Here is a 13,404-nt window from a genome sequence, read left to right as displayed (position 1 = left end):
CATGGACAAAGTACCTATGAATCCCCTATGAAAGCACTTTAAAGACACTTTGAACTACACGAACACGATCCCGAAAAGTGTGTAAGTTTCGTATTCACATATGGACACGTAACCCAACGTGGCTGATATTTTACTGAATAGAAAGACCTTATGTAGTTAATTATTATAATTTTCACTTTTATTTACATATATTTACACAAGCTTAACTAAGTATTAAACAAGCACCTTACGGGATATTTGGACAAAAGTTTCATGACTCTACTCATATATCTCTTACGATACCGATAAGAAAAGATAAACCAATATAAAAATTAACCGTAGGTTGTTCATGATTATGATAATACCATAGTAATGATTCTAACCTTAATCTTTACTTTGATATAATATGAATAGAAGAGACCTTTTCCTAGTCCTATCGATCTCGGCATTTCTACTGCTTAATGGATGTAAAAGGTCCAACATCCCTGAACTAAAAGTTCAAGACACTCAACCAACACAAATTGTTTGTGATCTATCAAAAGGAGATATGAACAAACCTTTGGATATTAACAAAGAGATCGACTCCGTAAAATATATTAGGTTAGAAACGACCCAAGCCTCACTCATCGGGGAATTAGATAAGGTGATTGTTTCTGACAAGTACATTATATGCATTGATTCTGACAAGGAGAATACAGTCTTTCTCTTTGATAATACAGGTAGATATCTTGGGAAGATAAACCAGTTTGGCAAAGAGCCAAATGAATATCTAGAGATAACCGCTTGCAATCTAGATATCAAAAATGACAGACTCTATATCTATGATAGGGCCAAGGGGCGTATTCACATATACGACATGACAGGCAAGCCATTAGGTATAAATAAGATACCCTTTGTTTTTGACTATTTTGCATGGAACCATGATGGGAATCTATTCTATAATAATGAAGCCACTTGGCGTGAAGATAAAGATGGAATTGCATCCTCTAGACTTTTTATTGGAGATGTAAAAGGAGAGATATCTCAAAGGGCATTTCGTATAACCCCAGAAGAAGTATATAGAAAATCTTTTGGAGATAACCCCTTTTATTATTGCCAAGAAGAACTCATGTATGTGAAAAGCTATTCTGACACAATATATTCTATAAAACAGCATACCATAGAAGCCAAATACTACTTTGATTTTTTAGGGAAGGGACTTTCTCAATATAAACAAGATTGTGATTTCTATGAACACTTTCGTGTAAACGCAGAAAAACTAGATTATACATATGGATGTGGTATATTTGTACGGATATCAGGTTAAGCCCCTTATTACAGAAAAATAATAAATTTGTATTATGGGAATACGAAAAAGAAAGAGTTACGAAAGAGAGTTCAAGATGATGATTGTTAATCTTGTTGATAGTGGAAGAGATGCTCGTTCAGTTGCTGAAGAGAACGATATCGATGCTCATATGGTACGACGTTGAGTTCATGAGTTTCATACATATGAAAAAAACTCATTTCAGGGTAATGGTAATCCAGTTCAGACAGACGAAGAAGCAAGAATCTCGCAACTTGAAAAAGAGCTGAAGCAAGTTCGTATGGAACGAGATATATTAAAAAAAGCCATCAACATATTCTCCAAGAGCGACAGTTAACCTATGAGTTTGTGTCAGATAATAGTACGATGTTTTCTGTCGAGAGTATGTGTAAAACACTAGACATAAGTAGCTCAGCTTATTATGAATGGAAAAAAGATATACCATCCCAAAGAAAAATAGCATGGGAGAAGGATACAAGGCTCGTGTTGAAAGAGTATAATGAATCGAAATGTCGTTACGGTAGCCATAAGATTACAGCAGTTCTTAATCAAAATGGTGTCTCTACTTCAAGAAATCGTGTTGCTCGGATTATGAAACGAAATGGTATAAAAAGTTGTATTTGTAAAAGTTACAAACCTCAAACGACTAGATCAGATCATGGCAAACGAGTTGCACTAAATCATCTTAACAGAGAATTCAAGACTAACGAGCCTTGCAAAGTTTGGGTATCTGATCTTACATATGTTCCTACAGAGCACGGTTGGCTATATCTTACTGCAATAATGGATCTCTTTGACCACTCTATTGTAGGGTGGTCAATGTCTGAGGATATGACGGCAGAAAACACTGTAATGAAGGCTTGGGAAATGGCCAAACGCAATCGTAAACCTAAGTCCGAAAGACTATTTCACTCTGATCAAGGGGTGCGATATGTAGCTGAAGAATTAAAAAAAAGAATTTAGAAAGGCAAATGTAATTCAAAGTATGAGAAGAAAAGGCAAATGCTGGGATAATGCAATAGCTGAAAATTTCTTTAAGATAATCAAAATATGAAATGATTGATCATAGACACTATCGTTCTATATTTCAGGCAAAAACAGAAATATTTCATTTTATAGAAGTTTGGTATAACAAGAAAAGAATACACTCAAAATTGGGCTACAGATCGCCATTGGAATTTATGGAATTATATAATCAATGTGTAGCTTAACTTTGTCCAGTAAAAAGTTGCATATCCAAAGCTTACAGGTATCTATGATGATAAATTATGGACATTACTGACTAAATATGTTGATAAATCTAGGTCTACTGAAGATTTTTCTGACCTAGAAGTGGTTGGTATTGACGAGACTTCATGTAAAAAGGGCCATAATTACGTAACACTATTTGTCGATTTAAAGGAACGAAGAACTGTACATGTCTCGGAAGGAAAAGGGTCTGACACGATTGCATCATTTTGTGAGATTATCCCTCATAAGAAAGAAGAGGACATGCCAATAGAATCAGATTGTATCAAACAAGTTAGTTGTGATATGTCACCCTCCTTTATTAGCGGGGTACAAAAGCATCTACCTAAAGCATCCATTACATTTGATAAATTTCATATTATGAAACTTATCAATGAAGCAGTGGATAGTGTTCGACGCACTGAATGTAAGGAAGAAGAGTGTTTAAAAGGTCACCGCTATTTGTTTTTAAGGAATAAAGAGAATTACACAAAAAAGCAAGAGGAGTCTTTTAATGATCTAAAGATATCTCATAGTAACTTAAAAAGTTTTAGAGCATTACGCATAAGAGAAAGTTTCCAAGATATTTATTCCTATGCTAATACGATTGAAGAGTTTGAATGTTTATTGAAACAATGGTATTATTAGGCGACACACTCAAGATTAGAACCCATTAAGAAGGTGGCTAAAACAATAAAAAATCATTGGGATGGAATCGTTAAGTGGATGGATACTAAACTTAATAATGGAATTTTAGAAGGCCTTAATTCTATTGTCCAATCCGCAAAAAGAAGAGCACGTGGGTTCAAAAAAACAGAGAATTTCATTACGATGATATACTTGATCACAGGTAAATTAGATTTTAGAAAAGTCAACAAACATTATCGCTCTTTTTAGGATTACCCACCAAAGTTTGGAAAGAGCCGTGCTAAGTCATCCTTTAATTTCTTCTGATTGGACTTGATTTGAGTCAAATAGAATCGACTATTTTGATGAATATTAGACAACAGATTTTCTGAATTGTGCATTGCATCTAGTGTTATCCTTGCCTTATTTGGCAACTTAAGAATATGATCATAAACAATGTTCTTTTCACTCTCTTTTGTCCCATCATAAAAACCTAACAACTGTTGTATACTTGTGTTGTGCCCAATAGAATAAACAATGCTTAACCCTCTCTTTTCGTTATTTTTAGAATCGATGCTTCCTCGAAGTTTTTTACCGTCAATAGATATCCATTCTGTCGAAGAGTATACCACATTACAAATTGTTAAAAAGGGCTCATAATCAACCCCAGACAGAACTCTTGTCAACCGAACTCGACTTATACAACGATCAACATCTTTATGTAAACAGATACATAAGTTTTCGTAATGATGTACCATATTACGATGAATCTTATTTATGCTAAGATGATCATAACTTGTCAGAATAGAGATAATAAACAGCGTAATCACAAATGCCAATTCGTGATTACGTCCTACATGACTCCGATTATCTACTAATTTAACTTGTAATTTCTCATAGAATCTTCTAATTTCGGCACTTGAAAGGTCGTTATTCATAATTTATATCTGTTTTTAGCAATCCAAATATAATATGAATAGTCGACCTTTTATCATTTCTGCAATTCATGAACAAACCCTGAATCAAAATATTTATTCCAGAATGTGCTATAAAAATTTTTAGTTGACATTAATTCTTGATGATTTCCCCAATGATTTATAGCTCCATCATCAATTAAATAGAGTCTATCAGAAATATTCTTTAATATATGTACCTTGTGGGAAATAAAAATAAATGCAACAGATGCTTTCAATGTATTTATAATATTAATAATTTTTGTTTCCGTTTCAACATCCATTGCAGAAGTTGCTTCATCTAGTATAATTAACTTTGACTTTTTCGTTAATGCCCTTGCTATTCCTATTAACTGTCTCTGTCCTCCCGAAATATTGCTTCCAACTTCACCTACTACAGTCCAAATATTATCACTAAATTGATTAAACAGGTCAATTAGTTCAATCTCCTTTAGCCTTTCAATAGTACTGTTAATAGCTTCTGGACTTGTGCTCATTGCAATATTTTCTATAATTGTACCATTAAAGAGATGGATGTCTTGTGATATAACTCCAATTGTATTCCTCCATTGTGATAGCTCTAACGAATTAATATCAGTCTTATTATTTATGGTAATCCTTCCTTCTTTGGGATTATAGAATCGACAAATCAATTGAGTGATCGTGCTTTTCCCACTCCCATTTTCTCCAACAATAGAAATTAACTCATTTTTTCTTACACAAAACGAAATATTATTTAATAGCCTTTTTCTTCCAGGGTAATTAAATGACAAATTTTCTACCTCTAAACTCTCAAATTCAGTAACATTTTCTCCACTTCTATTTTCAGCTCTTACATTTGTTAATTCATAAATCCTATTAAATGCAGAAACTGCCTCATTTAAAGGAACAATTATCATTGCCAGATTTATGACAAAAGGTATCGCTGCTGAGCACAACCCGAAAATAGCCATAAATACACCTAATTGCATTTCATCACTAAGTACTTTATTTGCACCAAACATCAATACTATTGATAAATACAGAGCCGTTACGATGCCGTTAATTACATTCAGTTTGGCCTTAAATTTATTTAAGTCATATACCTTGTCCTGATTGTGTGCAATTGTATTTTTATTTATTCTACTGAACTCTTCTTCTTGATTTGACATCTTTATTTCGACTATTCCTTGTATAGAATCAATATAGTTTGTTTCAACTTGCGAAAATGATGACATAATAGCCTTTTGTTTATTAAGTACTTTCTTTGTTAAGGATAAAATTACAATAAAGAAAATACAAAATATAATAGTAGATACGACAAAAAGCTCAGAAGAATGGTATAATACAAAAGCTAGTGATGTTAATAACATCATTAAATCAATAAGTGAATTGCCAATAACATTTGTAATGAAATTCTGTATTCTAACAGTGTCATTTAACCGTACCACCATATCACCTATCGCTCTTGTATCAAAAACAATTTTAGGCAATTCTATCAAGGACTTAAAGAATGATGAAATAATTCTTAAATTGAATGTTTTAGTCTGTTCTGCTAAAATAGAAGCTCTTAGATACGAAAGAAAGCTTCTGAAACACAAAATAAATAAGAATAAAAGACCTATAACTAAAAGTTCTCCTGTCCTCTTTGAAGGAAGTATATTATCTATAAGCTTTTGTGTAATTAAAGCCGTAATAATTGATAGTATAGCCACAACAATGCCAATGACTGCGCTACTAATAATTTTATTTAAGTCCTGCTTGACTAAATTAATTACTAAACTTTTCTGAGGCGAATTTGAATTTGAACTATTTTCTCGAGAAACAGTCCTAGTTAACCTAAGACATTTTTTACTCATCCAAACTTTTTCTAATTCATAATCATTAACACATTTAACTCCAACAGCTGGATCTCCAATCAAAAATTTCCCTTTATGCATTCCAAAGAAAACAACATAATGTTCCATAACTCTATCCTTTCTTATATGAAGTATGGCTAAATCTGTTGATTCTTTTAACTTATCAATAGAACTTCTTAATCCCTTTGCCTCAAGCCCAAAATCCTTTGAAGCTTCATACAATCCTAATAATGATGTTCCTTGTCGGTCTGTTCCACTAAGAGTTCTTATATCTTGATAAGAAACATTCTTAATATTATGATATCGTAATATCGATTGTAAACATGCCACACCACAATCTGACTGATATAATTGTTTTACAAACGTTTTCTTTATTCTTTTTCGTTCAATTGATCTCATCTAACAATGTACTAATAGGTAGTGCTCCGTTATATCTCTTATCTAATTTATTGGATGTCGCAAAAATAAAAATGGTTGGATTATTGACTGCACCTAGTTTATTCTTTAATACTTCATTATTATCATATAAAAAAAATATCCTAGGGTGAATGTAACTATTGGATAACATCAAGCTATGATCACTATTTTTTGTAGTTATAAATATTACATCATAACCCTTTAATTCTTCTATATTAGTAACAAGACTATGTATCTCATCAAGACAGTAATCACATTCCGTATTGTAAAATACCATAATCTTACTGTTACAAAAATCCCCCTTACTATAAAGATTTCCATCGCAATCTACTAAGTCAAACTCAGGGAGCTGTGTAATGCTTTTTTCTTTCGCATATGGGTTTTGTATTATATAATAAATCATGAAAACCAATAATATAGTTATCAAAGTTAAAACTAGAACAGCTAAACTTTTTTTCATATAAAACTTTATTTTTTTCTACCAACTGTTGTTAATTGGATAATAGCGTTGACTCTTTCTAATTGAAGTAAAGAGTTGAGACCTTTCCATGGTTCATCCCAGAATCGATAATATGTGTTTTGATTTAGACGTTTGTTTGTTGACAGCAACAGTCTAGGTGTCAATTGTAGGTTATTATTAATTACGTGATTAATCCATTCAATTCCAACAAATATACCTTTCATAGGCATTACAATATTATCTGATTCAATATCAATTGATAAATGGTTATTTGACTTGTTAAAAAGAAACAATCCATTACTCAATAAAATTTCTTTACCTGGCTTCCCTTTATTATTTAGATATAAATGAAATCTTACATACGTCGAATCAATTAATTGAGGTTTCCGAACAAATACCTTTATTTTTTTTATAAATTCATCATCCGTATTTGTATTGATTAACCTTGAAACCTCCAAACCAGAAAAACCTGAAAAGGAAGCGCAAGGATTTTTATATTTAATCTTAGTTTTATTTTCATAATATTTAAAAGAGTGAATCGAAATTTCATTTAAATTAATAATTCTTGGTTTTAAACGGATAGTATCTTTCACATTTGTACAACTAATTACCTTTTTGCCATAAACAAGATGCTTAAATATTATTGAGTCGGTTGCTTCAACATTAGTCAGATTAAAAAATCCTAAGCGATTTGTATATGTCCCAATCGCTTTTCCTTGAACTGATACTGCAGTAATATTTATAGGTGCATTTGTATGTAAATCGACAACAATCCCTTTAATCTGTGACAGAGCATTGAACGATATCAATATTGATACTATAATAAATAATACATTCTTCATAAATAAGAAAATATAGCCAGCATAAATGCTGGCTAAATCAATTAACATGCTACGTAATTATAATCTATTGATACACCAATCCAAAAAATATATTGCCTTTCCCAAGTAAGTTTATGGCCAGTTTCATCACAAGGGTGTTCACCACGTGTTTTACCCCAAAATTTACCACCATTGGTTTCTTCCATTTCATTTAATAATAATGATTCTTCCATTTCATTTAATAATAATAGTTCTTTCATAACTTAAATTTGAATAATTATAATATATGTCCGTCTAATAAAGTCACCGGACAATTACGACTTTTTAATTTCCTTAATTTGTGACAACTCGCTCTATAAACAAAGTAAAAATTGCCCATATAACTAATAATATAAGGTAGGTAGGAAAGACAAAAGAGACTCCGTTCCTATAACTTACCCTTCTAATATGTGAAAAACCAAAACTTAAAAATAGTATAAAAATAAGTTCTGATATATTAACTAATTGCAGCGGATATTTTAGATATTGAGGTACATTTGAATCTTTAAAAAATACCAATAGTGACTGATAGTCGTAATTATTATTAATATCCCAAATGTCTTTGGTAATAACATTAAATGTCTTTAACACAGTAGATATTAAATAATTTATAGCAAACACGATGTTGGCTTTTATTGTAACACTAAGAACCCTGACAAAGCTCAAATCAATATTATTGAGTAAGACCACCAAATTCAATATAAATGCAATAAGTACTGAGGGTATAAAAATTACAAAGGGTATAAATAAGAAATTAACCCACTCTGACTCTCTTTCACCAATAATGATATTATCTATATACTCATTGGAATATATTTTGCTTAATGAAGAGAAATAGAATTGATCTGTAAAAATAAAATGCAATTCTATTATTAATGAGATGCAATAAATGCAGCTAATTAATGCTAATACAAACCAAGTATTAAGTTTGAAATACAAGTCAAGATATTTTACCATAATTTTATTTTTATTGTATAATAATAACTATATAATATTTATTTTTTCGTAATTTAACATATATTAACATTTGCTATTGCTTTAATTTATAAGATAATTGATTTATACGTTTTAATCACCCTTTCAAAAACTTATGATTTTACCCTTTCTACGCCATTGTATCATAATAGTGGATACAAGCAGATTTAATATCTTGAAAAAAGTATTTCCGGGGGGAAAAGAATTAATAGCTTTAACGTAATTATTCGGTTATGTGCATCTCGTAATCAATTGACAAAGTCTTCTTCTGATTTGAAATTTTAATCTAAAGAGATGGCATAGCAACCATTGAATTGCGATTCTCCTACGGAAGGGATATTAATTATGCTTTCATCGATGTGAATGAGAAGATCGATAAGATCATGCAAAACATGCCGAAAGAGTTTAACCGTCCAGCCATCATGAAAGCATCGTCGACAGATCTTCCTGTTTTCTACTTGGACGTCTCTATAAAGGATAAAACCAAACAAAAGATTGAACTCCTAGAGCTGAGTGACCTCGTCACAAATATCATCCGCAAACGTATTGAGCAGTTGGAAGAGGTTGCCATGGTTGATATTTCAGGTAGAGTTTTCTCACAAATCTCCATCACACCAGATCTAGAGAAACTGAGTACTCTCCATATCTCCGTGGATGAAATTGGACGTACCATTAACAGTCATAATAGAGGATTTGGCTCTATTAAGGTGAAGGATGGTCAATATCAATATAATATCATCCTATCCAATGGTTTAAATCAAGTGGAGGATATTAAGAATATCTACTTTAATATTCATGATCACCTCATCCAACTAAAAGATATTGCAAAGGTTGAGATGTGTGAAAAAGATAAAAGTGGACTCTTTATGACCAATGGGAAAGATGGGATCTCTATGGCTATCGTAAAACAGGCAGATGCTAGGATGGAAGATATGTCAGAAAAGATAGACGAGGTTCTTGAATACTTTTCTGAAAGATATCCATTCATTGAGATTCAAAAGGTAAGAGATCAAACAGGAATCTTAAGATATGCGATGAGTAACCTCTTCCAAAGCTTATGGTGGGGAGCATTGTTGGCATTTCTAGTCATGTTTTTATTTCTAAGAGACAGAAGATCTCCCTGGTTGATTGGAGTCAGTGTACCGATATCCTTAGTCATCTCTCTGCTCCTCTTCTACCTTCTGGGAATTTCCATTAATATCATCTCTCTTTCTGGTTTGATATTGGGTGTAGGGATGATGATCGATAACTCAATTATTGTGATTGATAATATCTCCCAAAGAATTTCGATGGGGGAAAGTTTGATGGAGGGTGTTTCCAAAGGAACCCATGAAGTGATACGACCACTTATCGCTTCGGTATTGACGACCTGTGCAGTATTTCTTCCTTTGGTCTATCTAAGTGGAATATCCGGGGCTCTTTTCTACGATCAAGCAATGGCAGTAACCATAGGCTTGAGTGCTTCACTGCTTGTATCCATTACATTGATTCCAACCTTATATCTACTGATATGGAGGAAAAAGGCTAAAAAGAGTAAGCTTAAGAAAAGGTCTCATCCTAAGATATTTTCTACAACGGATCTATATGAACAGGGATGGCATTGGGTTTTTAAACATCGTAGTGCCATGTTTGTCTCCTTCCTCCTTCTTATCGGAGTGGCACTCTTACTAACAAGAGTATTGCCCAAAGAGCGTTTTCCTGTATTAAATGAGAACGAGGTCGTTGTAAAGGTGGATTGGAATAACCAAATTAATATTGAGGAGAACAGGCGACGTGTTCAAGAGTTTATCCATTATATTAAGTCGGAAGTGAACCATTCCGATTGTTATGTAGGGGTACAACAGTTTTTTCACCACAATGATCTAGAGCTCTCCGAAAACGAGTGTGCTATCTACCTACAATTAAAAGAAGGGAGAGACAAAAACAGCATAGAGAAAAAGATCAGCGAGTATTTTAGTAAGAACAATACGAATGCGAGCTTTTCAGTCTCGATTCCACCATCTGGTTTTACTCAGATGTTTGAAGGGCAAGAGGCTCCCTTTATCGTGTACTTAGAGAGTAACAGCAATCAGATAGGGACCCATGTGGATAGTCTGAATCAATTTGTGGGTTATTTAAACCAACAATATCCATTTGCGAACATCTCTCCTTTTGCAAGCGAACCTTATGTAGAAATATCTTTGATCCCAGAGCTCTTAGCCTTATATCACATAGATGAGTACCAATTACAAAAGAGATTAAAAGGATCCTTAAAGAGCAACCAAGTAGATCTTTTAAAAGGGGCATCATTTATCCCTATTGTAGTCGGAGAAAATAGACGCTCCATGGAGCAAATACTAAAAAAGGTTACAATAATTAATAAGAATCAGGTGGAAATTCTGGTATCTACCTTTCTGAGAATTAAACATACAAAGAACTTTAAAACCTACTATGGAAGTAGAGATGGACTTGTTTTCCCTATTGTCTTCAAATCCATAGGGAAAAACAAGATCGTGCCATTTTCTAAAGAGATAGAGCAGAAAGTTCATGCAAAAAAGCAGATGAATTGTACTTTTGGTGGGAGCATCATAAAAGCAGAAGGGATGATTCATGAGTTGGTAGTGGTGTTGTTGATCGCACTGTCTCTTCTATATTTTATCTTGGCTGCACAGTTTGAAAGTTTTACCCAGCCCCTTATTGTTCTTCTAGAGGTTCCGATGGATATTGCAGGAGCTCTTTTTCTCTTATGGCTTGGAGGAGATTCGATAAACTTAATGGCCATGATTGGAATCGTTGTGATGTGTGGTATTATCATTAATGACTCCATTCTAAAGATCGATACCATCAACCAATTAAGAAAACAGGGAAAGGGTGTAATGGAAGCCATTGAGGTGGCAGGTCATCGTAGACTGAAACCGATACTGATGACTAGTATCACGACTATTTTAGCACTTATTCCTTTTCTTGTTGGGAATGACATGGGGAGTATCCTTCAACGTCCTTTGGCTCTAGTTATCATAGGAGGAATGACCTTAGGAACTTTTGTAAGCCTCTATTTTGTTCCCTTATGTTACTATTTTCTGTACAGAAATTCTAAACCTACAATCATATGAAAAACAGAAAAATTAAAACCCTTATTTTATCTTTAGCAACACTGATACCAGCCCTTCTATTTGGGCAAACGTCAGAACTTACATTGACTTTAGATGGTGCATGTCGTTTGGCGGAGAGTAGTTCTTTGAGTCAATTTATCAATAAAAATAATTTTCTTTCAAATTACTGGCAGTACAAGTCGTATAAGGCAAATTTCTTGCCTGAGTTGTCCCTCAACTCCAGGTTGCTTTCTTATCAGAATTCTAATAATCTTAGGTATAACTCCGTTACGAAAACAGACGATTATGTACATACACAAAATCTTAATTCAAATATCTCGGCTAGTATAAGGCAAAATGTTGGACTCACCGGAGGATCGTTGTTTATCTCTAGCAATTTAGATCGTAATCAAAACTTTGGAGATGAAGCGTATACCCAATATGCATCCCGTCCTTTCACCATTGGGTATAATCAAAAGATGTTTGGATACAATGAATTAAAGTGGAGTCGCATATTAGAACCTAAAAGATATGAGAAGGCCAAGAGACAGTATCTTTATGGTTTGCAACAGCTATATATCACCACATGTACCTATTTTTTCTCTTACGCATTGGCAATGGAGAATCTTAAAATTGCGCAATACAATATTGGGCAAACAGAAAAAATGGTACATATTGCTAGAGAGCGCTTTAAATTAGGAACTTATGAAAAGGACCAATTATTACAGCTAGAACTAGAATCAAATAATCAATCTATTAAACTCAAAGAGTGCGAAATAGCAGAACGTAAATCTAGAGAAAAATTGATGTCTTTTTTACGTCTACCCACAACTAAAGAGATCAAGATTATACTTCCAAGCGTCTACTCAATACAAATTGATGAACGCGAAGCATTAGACCTTGCCAAGGCATCTAATGTACAGATGTTAGAGAATGAGCTTACTCTTTTACAAGATAAAGCAAATGTAGCAAGGACGAAAGCAAATGCAAGTTTTCAAGCCAACCTGGGACTGTCGTATGGTATAAATAAAACAGATGGAATGTATGACTATAAAAAACAAGAACCTAATAATGGAACGATACCGAATGTATATAAACCATCCTTTGATGATTATCAAAGTGTACAGCTAACCCTAACCATTCCTATTCTAGATTGGGGAAGACGTCGAGGAGAAGTTCAGAAGGCGAAATCTCAACAAGAGGTGAATAGAATCAAGGTGGAGCAATCGATAATCGATTTTGAGCAGATGATACTAACGAATGTCCTTGAATTTAATATCCAATACGACAAAGTAAAGGCTTCTGAACGTTCACAACAGATATCAGAAGATAGCTATAAACTGATATCCCAAAGATTCATGAATGGAAGTGTCGAAGTGATGCAGCTAAATAATGCACAAATGAAAAGGTCCAGTGCTTTGGTAAGTGTCATTCAATCAAAATTTAATTTTTGGAAGAGTTATTACACTGTAAGACTCAACACAATGTATGACTTTAAGCAACAACAGAAGTTGGAGGTAGACTTTGATGAATTGATCAAAAGATACTGATCACTGAAGGATTCACCCAATTCAAGATTGGGTGAATCCTTTAATATGATATGGTTCGATACGATCTCAAATATCTATGAGTTTTTGAATATCCTTTCATTTCGAAAAAAGCGAAACATAGAACAACGAGATATTAAAACA

At 33.1% G+C, this 13,404-nt stretch carries 12 protein-coding genes; 7 read left to right on the top strand and 5 right to left on the bottom strand.

What is annotated here, in order from left to right; all coding sequences use genetic code 11:
* The first annotated feature begins 385 nt into the window (after positions 1–385).
* From K4L44_12425 to K4L44_12405, 5 genes are all read left to right on the top strand, one after another.
* Positions 386–1,285, top strand: coding sequence for a 6-bladed beta-propeller (locus K4L44_12425; protein ID QZE13387.1), 900 nt, complete (start codon positions 386–388; stop codon positions 1,283–1,285).
* 294 nt (positions 1,286–1,579) lie between these two features.
* Complete coding sequence (locus tag K4L44_12420) at positions 1,580–2,248, top strand: IS3 family transposase (GenBank protein QZE16004.1); 669 nt, start codon at positions 1,580–1,582, stop codon at positions 2,246–2,248.
* Positions 2,249–2,340: 92 nt separating this feature from the next.
* Entirely contained in the window at positions 2,341–2,496 is a 156-nt protein-coding gene (locus K4L44_12415) for an IS3 family transposase (protein QZE13386.1), read from the top strand.
* A 121-nt stretch (positions 2,497–2,617) separates the two neighbouring features.
* Positions 2,618–3,160: a transposase gene (locus K4L44_12410; protein QZE13385.1), complete on the top strand. Its 543-nt coding sequence runs from the start codon at positions 2,618–2,620 to the stop codon at positions 3,158–3,160.
* A gap of 33 nt (positions 3,161–3,193) precedes the next feature.
* The gene (locus K4L44_12405; GenBank protein QZE13384.1) at positions 3,194–3,409 is read left to right on the top strand and encodes a transposase; all 216 of its coding nucleotides are present in this window, start codon (positions 3,194–3,196) and stop codon (positions 3,407–3,409) included.
* Positions 3,410–3,411: 2 nt separating this feature from the next.
* On the opposite strand, the gene K4L44_12400 is transcribed toward K4L44_12405, so the two are convergent.
* From K4L44_12400 to K4L44_12380, 5 genes are read right to left on the bottom strand one after another with little or no spacing between them, the layout of a single operon-like run.
* Complete coding sequence (locus K4L44_12400; protein QZE13383.1) at positions 3,412–4,077, bottom strand: hypothetical protein; 666 nt, start codon at positions 4,075–4,077, stop codon at positions 3,412–3,414.
* 53 nt (positions 4,078–4,130) lie between these two features.
* Positions 4,131–6,329: a peptidase domain-containing ABC transporter gene (locus tag K4L44_12395; protein QZE13382.1), complete on the bottom strand. Its 2,199-nt coding sequence runs from the start codon at positions 6,327–6,329 to the stop codon at positions 4,131–4,133.
* Positions 6,316–6,807: a redoxin domain-containing protein gene (locus K4L44_12390; GenBank protein ID QZE13381.1), complete on the bottom strand. Its 492-nt coding sequence runs from the start codon at positions 6,805–6,807 to the stop codon at positions 6,316–6,318. The genes K4L44_12395 and K4L44_12390 overlap by 14 nt, the downstream gene beginning before the upstream one ends.
* 8 nt (positions 6,808–6,815) lie before the next feature.
* Positions 6,816–7,697: a carboxypeptidase-like regulatory domain-containing protein gene (locus K4L44_12385; GenBank protein ID QZE13380.1), complete on the bottom strand. Its 882-nt coding sequence runs from the start codon at positions 7,695–7,697 to the stop codon at positions 6,816–6,818.
* Positions 7,691–7,888 carry a hypothetical protein gene (locus K4L44_12380; protein ID QZE13379.1) on the bottom strand — a complete coding sequence of 66 codons (198 nt, stop codon included), beginning with the start codon at positions 7,886–7,888 and terminating at the stop codon, positions 7,691–7,693. The genes K4L44_12385 and K4L44_12380 overlap by 7 nt, the downstream gene beginning before the upstream one ends.
* Positions 7,889–8,956: 1,068 nt before the next feature.
* Here K4L44_12380 and K4L44_12375 point away from each other — a divergent pair.
* Both K4L44_12375 and K4L44_12370 read left to right on the top strand, forming a co-directional pair.
* Positions 8,957–11,734, top strand: a complete 2,778-nt coding sequence (locus K4L44_12375; protein ID QZE13378.1) for an efflux RND transporter permease subunit — start codon at positions 8,957–8,959, stop codon at positions 11,732–11,734.
* The gene (locus K4L44_12370) at positions 11,731–13,263 is read left to right on the top strand and encodes a TolC family protein (GenBank protein ID QZE13377.1); all 1,533 of its coding nucleotides are present in this window, start codon (positions 11,731–11,733) and stop codon (positions 13,261–13,263) included. Before K4L44_12375 ends, K4L44_12370 begins: the two co-directional genes overlap by 4 nt.
* Positions 13,264–13,404: the final 141 nt, after the last annotated feature.

The sequence above is a fragment of the Prolixibacteraceae bacterium genome, assembly GCA_019720755.1.
In the GTDB taxonomy this organism is placed as follows: Bacteria; Bacteroidota; Bacteroidia; order Bacteroidales; family Prolixibacteraceae; genus Halosquirtibacter; species Halosquirtibacter laminarini.
The sequence above is the reverse complement of the archived record's forward strand: the minus strand, read 5'-3'. Positions and strand labels throughout refer to the sequence as shown.

Bases quoted from the DNA above. Each gene is read 5' to 3' on its own strand.
- K4L44_12395 (QZE13382.1), bottom strand. From the start codon at position 6,329: ATGAGATCAATTGAACGAAAAAGAATAAAGAAAACGTTTGTAAAACAA.
- K4L44_12400 (QZE13383.1), bottom strand. From the start codon at position 4,077: ATGAATAACGACCTTTCAAGTGCCGAAATTAGAAGATTCTATGAGAAA.
- K4L44_12425 (QZE13387.1), top strand. From the start codon at position 386: ATGAATAGAAGAGACCTTTTCCTAGTCCTATCGATCTCGGCATTTCTA.
- K4L44_12385 (QZE13380.1), bottom strand. From the start codon at position 7,697: ATGTTAATTGATTTAGCCAGCATTTATGCTGGCTATATTTTCTTATTT.
- K4L44_12390 (QZE13381.1), bottom strand. From the start codon at position 6,807: ATGAAAAAAAGTTTAGCTGTTCTAGTTTTAACTTTGATAACTATATTA.
- K4L44_12415 (QZE13386.1), top strand. From the start codon at position 2,341: ATGATTGATCATAGACACTATCGTTCTATATTTCAGGCAAAAACAGAA.
- K4L44_12380 (QZE13379.1), bottom strand. From the start codon at position 7,888: ATGAAAGAACTATTATTATTAAATGAAATGGAAGAATCATTATTATTA.
- K4L44_12370 (QZE13377.1), top strand. From the start codon at position 11,731: ATGAAAAACAGAAAAATTAAAACCCTTATTTTATCTTTAGCAACACTG.